This is a genomic window from Cloacibacterium caeni (assembly GCF_907163125.1).
Taxonomy (GTDB): Bacteria; Bacteroidota; Bacteroidia; order Flavobacteriales; family Weeksellaceae; genus Cloacibacterium; species Cloacibacterium caeni_B.
Genome location: NZ_OU015319.1, coordinates 2135137 through 2149180, shown reverse-complemented (window position 1 = coordinate 2149180; position 14044 = coordinate 2135137). Strand labels below are relative to the sequence as shown.

The following is a 14044-nucleotide window of genomic DNA, read 5'->3' as shown; positions in this document are numbered from 1 at the left end:
GGTATGGGACAGAAGACAAATCCAATTGGTAATAGATTAGGAATCATCAGAGGATGGGATTCTAACTGGTTTGGTGGAAACGATTATGGAGACAGAATCGCAGAAGACTACAAAATCAGAAGATACCTTGAAGCTAGATTATCTAAAGGTGGTATCTCTAGAATCTACATCGAGAGAACCCTAAAATTAGTAACAGTAACAATCACTACTGCAAGACCAGGTCTTATCATCGGTAAAGGTGGTCAAGAAGTTGATAAACTTAAAGAAGAATTGAAAAAGATTACTGATAAAGACATCCAAATCAATATCTTCGAAATCAAAAGACCAGAACTAGACGCAATTCTAGTTGCAGAAAGTATTGCAAAACAGATTGAAAACAGAATCTCTTACAGAAGAGCTGTTAAAATGGCTATGACCAGCACTATGAGAATGGGTGCAGAAGGTATCAAAGTTCAAATCTCTGGTAGATTAAACGGAGCTGAAATGGCAAGAAGCGAGTCTTTCAAAGAAGGAAGAATCCCATTGTCTACTTTCAGAGCAGATATCGATTATCACATTGGTGAAGCACTTACTCAGTACGGTAAGCTAGGAGTGAAAGTTTGGATCATGAAGGGTGAAGTTTACGGCAAGAGAGAATTATCTCCACTTGTTGGTCAACAGAAAAAAGCACCAGCTGGTAAAAAAAGAGACAGAAAATAATTAAAATTTTAGATTGAAATTTTAAGTTTTAAATTACCGTTACTTTTTTAAAATCTAAAATCTAAAATCTGAAATCTAAAATCTAAATTAGAAAACATGTTACAACCTAAAAGAACGAAATTCCGTCGTGTTCATAAAATGAAAATGAAGGGAAATGCGCAAAGAGGATCTCAACTTGCGTATGGAACTTTCGGAATTAAAGCTATAGACGGTGCTTGGATCACTGCAAGACAAATTGAAGCTGCGCGTATCGCTGCTACAAGATATATGAAAAGAGAAGGTCAACTATGGATTAAAATATTTCCAGATAAGCCTATTACTAAAAAACCAGCCGAAGTAAGGATGGGTAAAGGTAAAGGTGCTGTAGAATATTGGGTAGCTGTAGTAAAACCTGGTAAAATTATGTTTGAAGTAGGTGGAGTTCCTTATGAAATAGCTAAAGAGGCGTTAAGACTTGCAGCTCAGAAACTTCCAATAGTTACCAAATTTGTAGTAGCTAACGATTTTGTTCAACCTCAATAATCTTTGAAAAATGAAAAAAGCTGACATCAAAAATCTAAGCGCAGGAGATATTAAAAATCAATTAGCTGCTCTTAAAGCTGATTACACTAAAATGAAATTAGCGCACAGAATTAGCCCGATTGAAAATCCTATCAGTATCAGAGATTTAAGAAGAACAATCGCAAGACTTGAAACTGAGTTAACTAACAAACAATAATTTCATTTTATCATGGAAAGAAATTTAAGAAAAGAAAGAATCGGAATCGTTTCTAGCAATAAAATGGAAAAAACCATTGTAGTTAGTGAAACGATGAGAATGAAACATCCAATGTATGGTAAATTCGTATTAAAAACGAAAAAATATACCGCTCACGATGAAAACAACGAGTGCAACGAAGGAGACAAAGTTTTAATTACAGAAACTAGACCTTTGAGCAAAAATAAAAGATGGAGATTAGTAAGTATAATTGAAAGAGCTAAGTAATGTTACAAACCGAATCAAGATTAAAAGTTGCTGATAATACTGGTGCAAAAGAAGTACTAGTAATCAGAGTTCTAGGTGGAACTAGAAGAAGATATGCTTCTGTAGGTGATAAAATCGTAGTTACTATCAAAGATTCTACTCCATCAGGAAATGCAAAAAAAGGACAAGTATCTAAAGCAGTTATCGTAAGAACTAAAAAAGCAGTTAGAAGAAAAGATGGTTCATACATCAAATTTGACGACAATGCTTGCGTTCTTCTAAACGCTGCTGGAGAAATGAGAGGAACTCGTGTTTTCGGACCAGTTGCTCGTGAATTGAGAGACAAAGAATATATGAAAATCATTTCATTAGCTCCTGAAGTATTATAATTTTAAAAATTTTAGAAAAAATGGCAAAAGTTAAAATAAAAAGAGGAGATAACGTAATCGTTACTACTGGTAAAAACAAAGGTAATAAAGGTGAAGTTCTAGAAGTGATTAAGAAAGAAAACGCTGATGCTAGAGTTATCGTAGCAGGTGTAAACGTTGTTAAAAAACACGTAAAACCATCTGCATCTAATCCTCAAGGCGGAATCGTAGAAAAAGAAGCATCTATTAATATTTCTAATGTATCTCTTGTAGATGCAAACGGAAAAGCTACAAAAGTAGCGTATAAAGTAGAAGGTGATAAAAAAGTAAGAATTGCTAAAACAACAGGTAAAGAAATCTAATTATGGAATACGTAGCAAGACCCAAAAAATTATATACAGAAAAAATTGTTCCAGCAATGATGGAAGAATTTGGGTACAAATCTATCATGCAAGTACCTAAATTAGAAAAAATTGTTGTGTCTCAAGGTTTAGGTGCTGCAACTGCAGACAAAAAAATCGTAGACTATGCAGTAGAAGAACTTACAGCTATCACTGGTCAAAAAGCAGTAGGAACTTTATCTAAAAAAGACGAGGCAGCTTTCAAATTAAGAAAAGGTATGCCAGTAGGTGCAAGAGTAACGCTTAGAGCAGAAAAAATGTACGAATTTTTAGATAGACTTACTTCATCTGCTTTACCAAGAATTAGAGATTTTAACGGTATCAAAGCCGATGGTTTCGATGGTAGAGGTAATTACAACTTAGGGATTACTGAGCAAATTATCTTCCCAGAAATCGTGATCGACAAAGTGAAAAAAATCCAAGGGATGGACATCACTTTCGTTACTACTGCTAAAACTGACAAAGAAGCAAAAGCATTATTAACTCATTTCGGTTTACCGTTTAAAAAGAACTAAGAAATGGCAAAAGAATCAATGAAAGCGCGTGAGCGCAAAAGAGAAGCACTAGTTGCTAAATATGCTGCTAAAAGAGCTGCCCTAAAAGAAGCAGGTGATTATGAAGCACTTCAGAAATTACCTAAAAACGCTTCTCCTGTAAGATTACACAACAGATGTAAATTAACAGGAAGACCAAGAGGTTACATGAGAACTTTCGGTATTTCGAGAGTTACTTTCAGAGAAATGGCTAACAATGGTCTTATCCCGGGAGTTAAAAAAGCAAGTTGGTAACAATTAGTTTTTAATCAAGATATTTAAGTTGCTTATGGCTTTTAGCCTCAAAATTAAAAGCCATCTGCAATACTGAATATCATTCACCAATAATAATTTAAAATAAAAAAATGGTAACAGATCCAATTTCAGATTTCCTAACTAGAGTAAGGAACGCACAAAGCGCAGGCCACAAAGTGGTGGAAATTCCTGCATCAAAAATCAAAAAGGAGATTACGAAAATCTTATTTGATCAAGGTTACATCTTAAACTACAAGTTTGAAGATAACGCTGTTCAAGGGACTATCAAAATCGCTTTGAAATATGATAAGCAAACTAACAAACCGGCTATTAAGTCTATCCAAAGAGCTTCTAGACCAGGTTTGAGAAAATACGCTGGTAGTGAAGAATTACCAAGAGTATTAAATGGTTTAGGTGTAGCTATCATCTCTACTTCTAAGGGAGTAATGACTGATAAGAAAGCCAGAGAAGAAAAAGTAGGTGGCGAAGTAATCTGCTATGTTTATTAATTGTAAAAATTAGGAAGAAATGTCAAGAATTGGTAAATCAATTATAGAAATTCCTGCAGGTGTTACAGTTACTGTAAACGATAATGTAGTAACTGTGAAAGGTCCTAAAGGAGAACTTTCTCAAGAAATTACAGGCGGAATTACTCTTGAGCAAGAAGATGGTAAAATCACTGTAAGCAGACCATCTGAAGCTAAAAATCATAAAGCATTACACGGTCTATACAGAGCGTTAATCAATAATATGATTGTAGGAACCGCAGAAGGTTTCACAAAAAAATTAGAATTAGTAGGGGTAGGTTATAGAGCATCTCACTCTGGTCAAAAACTAGAATTAGCTCTAGGTTTCTCTCACGGTATCGTACTAGATCTTCCAAAAGAAATCACAGTAGATACTTTAACAGAAAAAGGTAAAAACCCAATCATCACTTTGTCATCTTATGACAAACAATTATTGGGAATGGTGGCTGCTAAAATTCGCTCATTCAGAAAACCAGAACCATACAAAGGTAAAGGTGTGAAATTCGTTGGTGAAATAATTAGACGTAAAGCTGGTAAATCTGCTTAAAAATTAAGACAATGGCATTAACAAAAGTACAAAAAAGAGATAGAATTAAAAGAAGAGTAAGAGGCAAAATCTCTGGAACTTCTTCAGCGCCAAGACTTTCTGTTTACAAGAGTAACAAAGAAATCTACGCTCAATTAATTGACGATAAAGAAGGTAAAACTTTAGTAGCTGCTTCTTCTAGAGAGAAAGGAGTAGATGCTAATGGAACTAAAACTGAAGTTGCAACTGCAGTAGGTAAGAAAATTGCTGAAAAAGCTTTAGCTGCTGGATTTGAAAAAGTAGTTTTTGATAGAAACGGTTTCGTATATCACGGTAGAGTAAAAGCTCTTGCAGACGGTGCTAGAGAAGGTGGTTTGAAATTTTAAAAATTAAAAAATTATGTTAGGATTAGATAATATAGAAAGAGTAAAACCAGGTGGTCTAGAACTTAAAGATCGTCTAGTTGCCGTAAACAGAGTAACTAAAGTAACCAAAGGAGGTAGAGCTTTCGGATTTTCTGCAATCGTAGTAGTAGGTAATGAAGACGGTGTAATCGGTTTCGGTTTAGGTAAATCTAAAGAAGTTGCTTCTGCTATTGCTAAAGCAGTAGAAGATGCTAAGAAAAATTTAGTGAAAGTTCCTGTAATGAATCATACAATCCCTCACCAAACTTCTGCTAGATACGGTGGTGCTGATATCTTCTTAAGACCAGCTTCTCACGGTACAGGATTAATCGCAGGAGGTGCGGTAAGAGCGGTACTAGAATCTGCAGGAGTACATGATGTACTTTCAAAATCTAAAGGTTCTTCTAACCCTCACAATGTGGTAAAGGCAACTTTCAAAGCATTGTTAGATATCAGAAGACCAGAAGAAATTGCAAGAATGAGAGGAATTTCTTTAACTAAAGTGTTTAACGGTTAATTTTTTATATCATGGCAACAATTAAAATCAAACAAGTAAGAAGTGCTATCAAAAGACCTAAAGTACAAAAAGATACTTTAGTAGCTCTTGGTCTTAAAAAATTAAACCAAGTTGTAGAACACGAAGCTACTCCATCTATCTTAGGTATGGTAGCAGCAGTGAGACATTTAGTAGAAGTACAGGAAAACTAATTAAATTTTAACAAAATGAATTTAAATAATATTCAACCAGCATCTGGAGCTACTCATAATTCAAAAAGAGTAGGTAGAGGACAAGGTAGTGGCAAAGGTGGTACATCTACAAAAGGTCACAAAGGTCAAAAATCAAGAGCTGGTTACTCACAGAAAATAGGTTTTGAAGGTGGTCAGATGCCTTTACAAAGAAGATTACCAAAATTCGGATTTAATAACATTAACAGAAAAGAATACAGAGCTATTAATCTTGATACTATTCAAGCATTAGTAGACGCTAAAAATCTTTCTGAAGTTACTAAAGAAGTATTGGTGGAAAATGGTTTATCTTCTAAAAATGAATTAGTGAAAATTATGGGTAGAGGAGAACTTAAATCTTCTGTTTCTATTTCTGCTAACAAATTCACTAAATCTGCTGAAGAGGCAATCTCTAAAGCAGGAGGTAAAGCGATCACTCTTTAATAAAAACAAATGAAAGGTTTTATTCAAACACTTAAAAACATCTGGAGTTTACAAGAATTGAGGGACAAGATTATTGTCACTCTTTCTTTGATTCTAGTATATAGATTTGCTTCTTATATTTCTCTACCAGCTATTAACATGGCAGAAGTAGGAAATTTATTAGATCATTTTCAGAAACAAGGTGGCGGTAAACAAGCTGCAGGTCTATTAGGTCTATTATCATCATTTACTGGAGGAGCTTTCAGTCATGCTTCAATCATGGCTTTAGGAATCATGCCGTACATTTCCGCATCTATTATTGTGCAGCTTATGGGAATGGCAATTCCTTATTTACAGAAACTTCAGAAAGATGGTGAAAGTGGTAGAAAAACCTTAAATCAGATTACAAGATGGTTAACAATAGGTGTTTGTCTCGTACAAGCACCATTTTACCTAGGTACTATTACACAGGTTTTTTTACCTTACGAACAGTTTAGATCTGCGTATTATATTGATCCGCAATCTATTGCATTTTATGTTCCAAGTGTAGTGATATTAGTTGCAGGTTCTATCTTTGCAATGTGGTTAGGAGAAAAAATTACAGATAAAGGTATTGGTAACGGGATTTCTATCTTAATTATGGTAGGGATTCTAGCTGGTTTACCAACTGCATTTTTACAAGAATTTACTACTCAAACAGGAAACGGAGGTTTAGGAAGCATCATGATTCTCATCGAAGTTTTATTCTGGTTGGTAGTAATCTTATTAGCAATTGTACTTTCAGTTGCGGTAAGAAAAATTCCTATTCAGTATGTAAGTAGAGCTCACGCAACAGGTGGTGCAAACAGAAATTTATTACAAGGAGCAAGACAATGGATTCCTCTAAAAGTAAATGCATCTGGAGTAATGCCACTAATTTTCGCACAAGCATTAATGTTTGTTCCTGGTTTGTTAACTAAATTCGATGATACCAATACTTTCTTAGCAGGATTCAAAAATCCATTCAGCTGGCAGTATAATGTATTATTAGTAATTTTAATTATCATCTTCTCTTATTTCTACACAGCCATCACTATTCCAGTGAATCAAATGGCAGATGACTTAAAGAGAAATGGAGGTTTAATACCGAAAGTAAGACCAGGACAAGAGACTGCAAATTACTTAGATGATATTTTATCTAAAATAACCTTGCCAGGTGCGTTTTTTTTATCTATCTTTGCAATCCTTCCAGCTTTAGTGCATGGAGGCTTTGTTCAGACTGAAGGATTCTCCCATTTTTTCGGAGGAACTTCTTTATTGATCATGGTAGGAGTAATTTTAGATACAGTTCAGCAAATCAATACGTATTTGTTGAACCATCACTATGATGGATTGATGCAATCTAAATTATCTAGAACATCAAACTTATAAAAAACATCTATGGCAAAACAAAAACATATAGAACAAGATGGCGTTATAGTGGAGGCACTATCTAACGCCATGTTCCGTGTGGAACTGGAAAATGGGCATGTTCTCATCGCTCATATTTCAGGGAAAATGAGAATGCATTACATAAAACTTTTACCAGGAGACAAGGTAAAATTAGAACTCTCTCCTTATGATTTATCAAAAGGAAGAATAACATTTAGATATTAAATTAAATACTAATGAAAGTTAGAGCATCAATTAAAAAAAGAAGTGCAGATTGCAAAATCGTAAGAAGAAAAGGCAGATTGTACATTATTAACAAGAAGAACCCAAAATTTAAACAAAGACAAGGCTAAAATTAAATTATGGCGAGAATTTCAGGTATTGATTTACCAAAAAACAAAAGAGGCGTTATCGGTTTAACTTACATTTACGGAATTGGTAGAAGCACAGCTTCTGAAATCCTTAAAAATGCCGGTATCAGCGAAGACAAGAAAGTCAACGAATGGAATGACGATGAATTGGCTGCAATCAGAAATTACATCACTGAAAACATTAAAGTAGAAGGTGAATTACGTTCTGAAGTGCAATTGAACATCAAGAGATTGATGGACATAGGTTGCCAACGAGGAATACGTCACAGACTGGGATTACCTTTAAGAGGCCAAAGAACGAAAAACAATTCTAGAACCCGTAAAGGAAAGAGAAAAACAGTTGCTAACAAGAAAAAAGCAAGTAAATAATCTTTAGATTAGAATTATGGCAAAACAAACTAAAGTAGTTAAAAAAAGAAAAGTAAAAGTAGAAGCTATTGGTGAAGCACATATCCAAGCTTCTTTCAATAATATTATTATTTCTTTGACAAACAAAAACGGAGAAGTAATTTCTTGGTCTTCTGCCGGTAAAATGGGATTCAGAGGTTCTAAAAAGAATACTCCATTCGCAGCTCAAATGGCTGCAGAAAATTGCTCTTCAGTAGCTTACGAAGCTGGTTTAAGAAGAGTAAAGGTGTTTGTGAAAGGTCCAGGTGCAGGTAGAGAATCTGCTATCAGATCTATTCACAATTCAGGAATTGAAGTTTCAGAAATCATTGACGTGACTCCTATGCCACACAATGGATGTAGACCACCTAAAAGAAGAAGAGTTTAATTTTTAGAAATTTAACCTATGGCAAGATATATTGGACCAAAAACTAAAATTGCACGTAAATTTGGTGCTGCAATTTACGGAGACGATAAAAGTTTCGAAAAAAGAAAAAATCAACCACCAGGACAACACGGACCTAACAAAAGAAGAGGTGCTAAAAAATCTGAATATGCTGTACAGTTAGCTGAAAAACAAAAAGCTAAATATACTTACGGTATCTTAGAAAGACAATTTGCTAACCTTTTCGATAAAGCGCACAGAAGCAAAGGCGTTACAGGTGAGGTTCTTTTACAATTATGTGAATCTAGATTAGATAACGTAGTATACAGATTAGGTTTTTCTAAAACCAGAGCTGGTGCTAGACAGTTAGTTTCTCACAGACACGTAACAGTAAACGGAGAAATTGTAAACATCCCTTCATATTTATTAAAAGCAGGTGACGTAATCGCTATTAGAGAAAAATCTAAGTCTCTAGAAGTAATTGCTGATTCATTAGCTTCTAAATCATCTTATGAATGGTTACAATTTAACGACGAAAAGAAAGAAGGTACTTTTATCTCAGCTCCTGAAAGAATTCAGATCCCTGAAGATATCAAAGAACAGCTAATCGTCGAATTATACTCTAAATAATTTTAATCAAATTTTTGCTCAACCCAATATTATGGCAATTTTACAATTCATAAAACCCGACAAAGTAATTCTACTTAATTCTACGGATTTCAAAGGTCAATTCGAATTTAGACCATTAGAGCCAGGATTCGGACTTACTATCGGTAATGCTTTGAGAAGAGTTTTACTTTCTTCTCTAGAAGGATATGCTATCACATCTATCAAAATAGAAGGAGTAGAGCACGAATTTTCAACAATTCCAGGTGTAATAGAAGATGTTACGGAAATCATCCTTAACCTTAAGCAATTAAGACTTAAAGCAAAAGTAGAAAACACATCAGCAGAACAAGTAAGTGTGAAAGTTTCTGGTAAAGAAGTAATCACTGCAGGTGATTTTGCTAGCTCGATGAATAACTTCGAGGTACTTAATCCAGACTTAGTAATCTGCAACTTGACAAAAGAGGTGTCTTTCGAAATGAATTTCAACATCGACAAAGGAAGAGGTTATGTTCCTTCAGAACAAAACAAATCTAACAATGCACCTATAGGAACGATTGCAATTGACTCTATCTTTACTCCTATTAAGAAAGTTCAATATAGCATTGAAAACTATCGTGTAGAGCAAAAAACAGACTACGAAAAACTAGTATTAGACATTGAGACGGATGGTTCTATCACCCCTCAAAATGCTTTAACTGAAGCTTCTAAGATATTAATTTATCATTTCATGTTATTCTCTGATGAGAGAATTACTCTAGAAACTGAAGCTGTAAAAGCATCAATCCAATACGATGAAGAAACCCTTCACACAAGACAATTACTTAAGTCTAAATTAGCAGATATGGATCTTTCTGTGAGAGCTCTTAACTGTCTAAAAGCAGCTGAAGTAGAAACTCTAGGTGAATTAGTTTCTTATAGTAAGTCTGATTTGATGAAATTCAGAAATTTCGGTAAGAAATCATTGACAGAACTTGAAGAACTTGTTCACTCAAAAGGACTAAACTTCGGGTTTGATGTTGCAAAATATAAGTTAGACGCTGATAAATAATCCTTAACAATGAGACACGGAAAAAAATTCAATCACTTAGGTAGAACAGCCTCTCACAGAAGCGCTTTGCTTTCTAACATGGCATGCTCACTAATTGAACATAAAAGAATAAATACTACTGTTGCTAAAGCTAAAGCTTTAAGAGTATACGTAGAACCTATCTTAACTAAAGCTAAAGAAGATACTACGCACAACAGAAGAATTGCTTTCTCTTACTTACAAAGTAAAGAAGCAGTTGCAGAACTTTTCAGAACTGTAGCTCCTAAAATTGCTACCAGAAATGGTGGTTACACTAGAATCATCAAGACTGGTTTCAGACCTGGTGATGCTGCAGATACTGCATTAATCGAGCTTGTAGATTTCAATGAACTTTACAATCCTAATGCTGAAGAGAAAAAAGCAACTAGAAGAAGCAGAAGATCTACTAAGAAAGAAGCTGCTGCTGTAGTAGCTACTCCAGTGGTAGAAGAAACTGCTGTAGTAGAAGAGCCAAAAGCTGAAGCTACAGAAGAAAAAACTGAAGAATAATTCTCAGAATTTCTATAAATAAAAAACCATTCAGATTTCTGAATGGTTTTTTTATGCTTATTTTTTACGACTTAACTCGAAAATTTGTCCGTTTTGGGTAATGGTTAGTAAATCGCCTTTAGATATTGCCTTTATACCATCTTTTTCATAAATATCACTTTCGATTTGAGGCAATTCTATCTTAAGTTTATTTCTTTCAATAAGTATAAAGTTACCTTCCTTAGTTCCCGTAGTAAAAGTTACCTTGGCTTCTGTACCATCAAAAGCATGATAAACGTACTCCTTTTTTTCAATTTTATTTTCGGTTTTGGTCATCTTGCCCTCTAAATTGGTTTTTTCTAAAATTACAGAATCTGTTTTGCTTACTCCATTAGCATCTATTGTTTTGACTACTTTTACTTCCTTTTCTATGGCGGTTTTGTTTTCCTTGTCACAGCTGATAATGCCTATGAAGCCTAATATTAAGATATAGTTAAAAGATTTTTTCATTGCAATTTTTTAAAAATTAATAAGTATCTTTAAATAAAATTTGAAGGATTTTATATTTTAAAAATACAAAAAATACCCTACAAAAATCATAAACTTACATTGCTAAATTATGCGTAAATTTGCAATGCAAAAAATAAGAAAAGAGCTAGTCTTCATTTTTTTGAAAGATTAGCCCTACAATAGAAACTTTAAAATAGAATAATATGAGTTACATTTCATTTATTGAAGCAAGACAAATTTTGGATTCTAGAGGAAATCCAACTGTAGAAGTTGATGTATTTACCGAAAGCGGTGCAATGGGACGTGCAGCTGTTCCTTCTGGTGCTTCTACCGGAGAACACGAAGCAGTAGAATTACGCGATGGCGGTTCAGAATATATGGGGAAAGGCGTACTGAAGGCCGTAGAAAATGTAAAAGAAGTAATCGCTCCAGAATTAGTAGGACTTCCAGTTTTTGACCAAAATCTTATCGATCAAATTATGATTGACTTAGATGGCACAAAAAACAAAGGAAACTTAGGTGCTAATGCTATTTTAGGAGTTTCTTTAGCTGCTGCTAAAGCTGCTGCTGCTGAATTAAGACAACCTCTTTACAAATATATTGGTGGTGTAAATGCTAATACACTTCCTGTTCCTATGATGAATGTAATTAATGGTGGTTCTCACTCAGATGCGCCAATTGCATTCCAAGAATTTATGATTATGCCAGTAAAAGCAGATTCTTTCTCTCACGCTTTGAGAAAAGGAACTGAAATTTTCCATAATCTTAAATCTATTCTTCATGACAGAGGTTTATCTACTGCTGTAGGTGACGAAGGTGGTTTTGCGCCAACTTTCAAAGGAACTGAAGACGCTTTAGATACTTTACTTAAAGCAATCGAAAAAGCAGGTTATAAGCCAGGTGATGATGTAATGATTGCATTAGACTGTGCTTCTTCAGAATTCTACAAAGATGGAATCTACGATTATAGAAAATTCCAAACTCCAGATTCTGCACAATTTACAAGCAGCGAACAAGTTTCTTACTTAGCAGAATTGGTAAACAAATATCCAATTATCTCTATTGAAGATGGTATGCAAGAAAACGACTGGGAAGGTTGGAAAATGTTAACTGATAAAATCGGTGATAGAGTACAATTAGTAGGAGACGATTTATTTGTAACAAACGTAGAAAGACTTTCTAGAGGAGTTAAAGAAAATATCGCTAATTCAATCTTGGTTAAAGTAAACCAAATCGGTTCATTATCTGAAACTTTAGCAGCAGTACAAATGGCTCAGCATAATAAGTATACATCAGTAATGTCTCACAGATCTGGTGAAACTGAAGATGCTACAATTGCAGATTTAGCGGTAGCTTGCAACTGTGGTCAGATTAAAACAGGTTCTGCTTCTCGTTCTGATAGAATGGCGAAGTATAACCAATTATTAAGAATCGAAGAAGCTCTAGGCGAGAATGCAATTTTCCCAGGATTAGATGCTTTTAAAATTAAAAGATAATATATCTACATAAATCTGAAAAACCTCCTACTTTAGGAGGTTTTTTTGTGGATTCTTCATAGTAATTTTATTTTTAAAAACAGCAACTATATCAATTTAGCAAGTTTATTACAGATATAGTAAAAATAAATAGGTTTGCATAATAGAAAGTTTTCGCTAAAATTCTTTTTTTTGTATTTTTACTGAAAATATATTCTAAAACATGTCAGATAATAAAGTTATACTCAATTACGACGGAAATTCTTATGAGTATCCTATCGTAGAAAGCACAATTGGTGATAGAGGTATTGATATTTCTAAGTTGAGAGATCAAACCGGACTTATTACTTTAGACCTAGGCTATAAAAATACAGGAGCCACTTTAAGTGATATTACTTACTTAGATGGTGATTTGGGAGAACTTTTCTACAGAGGTTATCCTATTGAGCAAATTGCGGAGAAATCTAATTTTTCTGAAGTAATGTACTTATTGCTTCACGGTGAATTACCAAACGCTACTCAGTTTACGCAATTCGAGAATAACATTAAGAATTACAACTTCGTAGCCGAAGAAATGAAAAAAATTCTTGATGCTTTCCCACGTTCTGCGCATCCTATGGGTGTACTTTCTGCTCTTACTTCTGCGCTTACAGCATTTAACCCAAAAGCTGTAGACGTAAAATCTAAAGAAGAAATGGACCATGCTGCAGAATTATTATTGGCTAAATTCGCTCATCTTTGTGCTTGGACTTACAGAAAAACCAATGGTTTCCCGCTTAATCACGGAGATAACAGTCTAAATTATGTAGAGAATTTCTACAAAATGACGTTCAGAAAACCATACGAAGATTTCGAAATTGATCCAGTAGTTGTAGCTGCGCTAGACAAATTACTAATTCTACACGCAGACCACGAACAAAACTGTTCTACTTCTACAGTAAGAATGGTAGGTTCTGCTCACACTGGTTTATTTGCATCTATTTCTGCGGGAGTTTCTGCATTATGGGGACCACTTCACGGTGGTGCAAACCAAGCAGTAATCGAAATGCTAGAAATGATTGAAAAAGACGGTGGAGATGTTGCTAAATATGTACAAAAAGCAAAAGATAAAGAAGACAGCTTCAGATTAATGGGATTCGGGCATAGAGTTTATAAAAACTTTGACCCAAGAGCTAAAATCATCAAAAAAGCTGCAGACGATATCTTAAACAAACTAGGAGTTCACGACAAAGCTCTAGACATTGCAATGCAATTAGAAAGAGTAGCGCTAGAAGATGATTACTTCGTAGAAAGAAAACTATATCCAAACGTAGATTTCTACTCTGGTATTATCTATAGAGCATTAGGAATTCCTACAGAAATGTTTACAGTAATGTTTGCATTAGGACGTTTACCAGGATGGATTTCTCAGTGGAAAGAAATGCGTCTTCACGGTGACCCAATTGGTAGACCAAGACAAGTGTATCAAGGTGCTCCAAAACGTGACTATGTTCCTATGGAAAACAGATAATTTTGA

At 34.4% G+C, this 14044-nt stretch carries 25 protein-coding genes; 24 read left to right on the top strand and 1 reads right to left on the bottom strand.

Going from position 1 to position 14044, the window contains the following annotated elements:
• Nucleotides 1-3 precede the first annotated feature (3 nt).
• The 22 genes from rpsC (at nt 4) to rplQ (ending at nt 10564) form a co-directional block, all read left to right on the top strand.
• Nucleotides 4-699, top strand: coding sequence for a 30S ribosomal protein S3 (gene rpsC, locus KKQ79_RS09990; RefSeq protein WP_069800893.1), 696 nt, complete (start codon nt 4-6; stop codon nt 697-699).
• 96 nt (nt 700-795) lie between these two features.
• Entirely contained in the window at nt 796-1221 is a 426-nt protein-coding gene (rplP, locus tag KKQ79_RS09985) for a 50S ribosomal protein L16 (RefSeq protein ID WP_069800895.1), read from the top strand.
• Nucleotides 1222-1231: 10 nt separating this feature from the next.
• The gene (rpmC, locus tag KKQ79_RS09980) at nt 1232-1417 is read left to right on the top strand and encodes a 50S ribosomal protein L29 (RefSeq protein WP_188616937.1); all 186 of its coding nucleotides are present in this window, start codon (nt 1232-1234) and stop codon (nt 1415-1417) included.
• A gap of 9 nt (nt 1418-1426) precedes the next feature.
• Entirely contained in the window at nt 1427-1684 is a 258-nt protein-coding gene (gene rpsQ / locus KKQ79_RS09975; protein WP_074650956.1) for a 30S ribosomal protein S17, read from the top strand.
• A complete protein-coding gene (gene rplN / locus KKQ79_RS09970; RefSeq protein WP_069800901.1) occupies nt 1684-2052 on the top strand; it encodes a 50S ribosomal protein L14 in 369 nt (122 codons plus the stop codon). The genes rpsQ and rplN overlap by 1 nt, the downstream gene beginning before the upstream one ends.
• Before the next feature lie 20 nt (nt 2053-2072).
• Nucleotides 2073-2393 (top strand): 50S ribosomal protein L24, encoded by a 321-nt coding sequence (gene rplX / locus KKQ79_RS09965; RefSeq protein WP_213190009.1) that lies wholly within the window; start codon nt 2073-2075, stop codon nt 2391-2393.
• 2 nt (nt 2394-2395) lie between these two features.
• Complete coding sequence (rplE, locus tag KKQ79_RS09960; protein ID WP_069800905.1) at nt 2396-2947, top strand: 50S ribosomal protein L5; 552 nt, start codon at nt 2396-2398, stop codon at nt 2945-2947.
• A gap of 3 nt (nt 2948-2950) precedes the next feature.
• Nucleotides 2951-3220, top strand: a complete 270-nt coding sequence (gene rpsN, locus KKQ79_RS09955; RefSeq protein ID WP_069800908.1) for a 30S ribosomal protein S14 — start codon at nt 2951-2953, stop codon at nt 3218-3220.
• A 110-nt stretch (nt 3221-3330) separates the two neighbouring features.
• The gene (rpsH, locus tag KKQ79_RS09950; RefSeq protein WP_213190007.1) at nt 3331-3729 is read left to right on the top strand and encodes a 30S ribosomal protein S8; all 399 of its coding nucleotides are present in this window, start codon (nt 3331-3333) and stop codon (nt 3727-3729) included.
• 19 nt (nt 3730-3748) lie between these two features.
• Nucleotides 3749-4294 (top strand): 50S ribosomal protein L6, encoded by a 546-nt coding sequence (gene rplF / locus KKQ79_RS09945; protein WP_213190005.1) that lies wholly within the window; start codon nt 3749-3751, stop codon nt 4292-4294.
• Between the two features lie 11 nt (nt 4295-4305).
• Entirely contained in the window at nt 4306-4659 is a 354-nt protein-coding gene (gene rplR / locus KKQ79_RS09940; RefSeq protein WP_069800914.1) for a 50S ribosomal protein L18, read from the top strand.
• 13 nt (nt 4660-4672) lie between these two features.
• Nucleotides 4673-5194 carry a 30S ribosomal protein S5 gene (gene rpsE / locus KKQ79_RS09935; RefSeq protein ID WP_069800916.1) on the top strand — a complete coding sequence of 174 codons (522 nt, stop codon included), beginning with the start codon at nt 4673-4675 and terminating at the stop codon, nt 5192-5194.
• An 11-nt stretch (nt 5195-5205) separates the two neighbouring features.
• Entirely contained in the window at nt 5206-5385 is a 180-nt protein-coding gene (rpmD, locus tag KKQ79_RS09930; RefSeq protein ID WP_069800918.1) for a 50S ribosomal protein L30, read from the top strand.
• A 15-nt stretch (nt 5386-5400) separates the two neighbouring features.
• Entirely contained in the window at nt 5401-5847 is a 447-nt protein-coding gene (gene rplO, locus KKQ79_RS09925) for a 50S ribosomal protein L15 (RefSeq protein ID WP_213190004.1), read from the top strand.
• A 9-nt stretch (nt 5848-5856) separates the two neighbouring features.
• Nucleotides 5857-7236, top strand: coding sequence for a preprotein translocase subunit SecY (secY, locus tag KKQ79_RS09920; protein WP_104793864.1), 1380 nt, complete (start codon nt 5857-5859; stop codon nt 7234-7236).
• A gap of 9 nt (nt 7237-7245) precedes the next feature.
• Nucleotides 7246-7461 carry a translation initiation factor IF-1 gene (gene infA / locus KKQ79_RS09915; RefSeq protein ID WP_004917349.1) on the top strand — a complete coding sequence of 72 codons (216 nt, stop codon included), beginning with the start codon at nt 7246-7248 and terminating at the stop codon, nt 7459-7461.
• 11 nt (nt 7462-7472) lie between these two features.
• Nucleotides 7473-7589: a type B 50S ribosomal protein L36 gene (gene ykgO, locus KKQ79_RS09910; RefSeq protein ID WP_004917354.1), complete on the top strand. Its 117-nt coding sequence runs from the start codon at nt 7473-7475 to the stop codon at nt 7587-7589.
• Nucleotides 7590-7598: 9 nt separating this feature from the next.
• Entirely contained in the window at nt 7599-7976 is a 378-nt protein-coding gene (rpsM, locus tag KKQ79_RS09905; RefSeq protein WP_069800924.1) for a 30S ribosomal protein S13, read from the top strand.
• A gap of 16 nt (nt 7977-7992) precedes the next feature.
• Nucleotides 7993-8382: a 30S ribosomal protein S11 gene (gene rpsK / locus KKQ79_RS09900; protein ID WP_069800926.1), complete on the top strand. Its 390-nt coding sequence runs from the start codon at nt 7993-7995 to the stop codon at nt 8380-8382.
• Between the two features lie 18 nt (nt 8383-8400).
• The gene (rpsD, locus tag KKQ79_RS09895) at nt 8401-9009 is read left to right on the top strand and encodes a 30S ribosomal protein S4 (protein WP_213190001.1); all 609 of its coding nucleotides are present in this window, start codon (nt 8401-8403) and stop codon (nt 9007-9009) included.
• 31 nt (nt 9010-9040) lie between these two features.
• Nucleotides 9041-10036, top strand: a complete 996-nt coding sequence (locus KKQ79_RS09890) for a DNA-directed RNA polymerase subunit alpha (protein WP_213189999.1) — start codon at nt 9041-9043, stop codon at nt 10034-10036.
• 9 nt (nt 10037-10045) lie between these two features.
• On the top strand, nt 10046-10564 hold the full coding sequence (gene rplQ, locus KKQ79_RS09885) for a 50S ribosomal protein L17 (RefSeq protein ID WP_213189997.1): 519 nt from the start codon (nt 10046-10048) through the stop codon (nt 10562-10564).
• A 57-nt stretch (nt 10565-10621) separates the two neighbouring features.
• On the opposite strand, the gene KKQ79_RS09880 is transcribed toward rplQ, so the two are convergent.
• Nucleotides 10622-11053: a hypothetical protein gene (locus KKQ79_RS09880; protein ID WP_213189996.1), complete on the bottom strand. Its 432-nt coding sequence runs from the start codon at nt 11051-11053 to the stop codon at nt 10622-10624.
• A 203-nt stretch (nt 11054-11256) separates the two neighbouring features.
• Here KKQ79_RS09880 and eno point away from each other — a divergent pair, with 203 nt between their 5' ends.
• Together eno and KKQ79_RS09870 are read left to right on the top strand one after the other, a co-directional pair.
• Nucleotides 11257-12549, top strand: coding sequence for a phosphopyruvate hydratase (eno, locus tag KKQ79_RS09875; RefSeq protein WP_069800936.1), 1293 nt, complete (start codon nt 11257-11259; stop codon nt 12547-12549).
• A 202-nt stretch (nt 12550-12751) separates the two neighbouring features.
• A complete protein-coding gene (locus KKQ79_RS09870) occupies nt 12752-14038 on the top strand; it encodes a citrate synthase (RefSeq protein WP_213189994.1) in 1287 nt (428 codons plus the stop codon).
• The last annotated feature ends 6 nt before the right edge of the window (nt 14039-14044 follow it).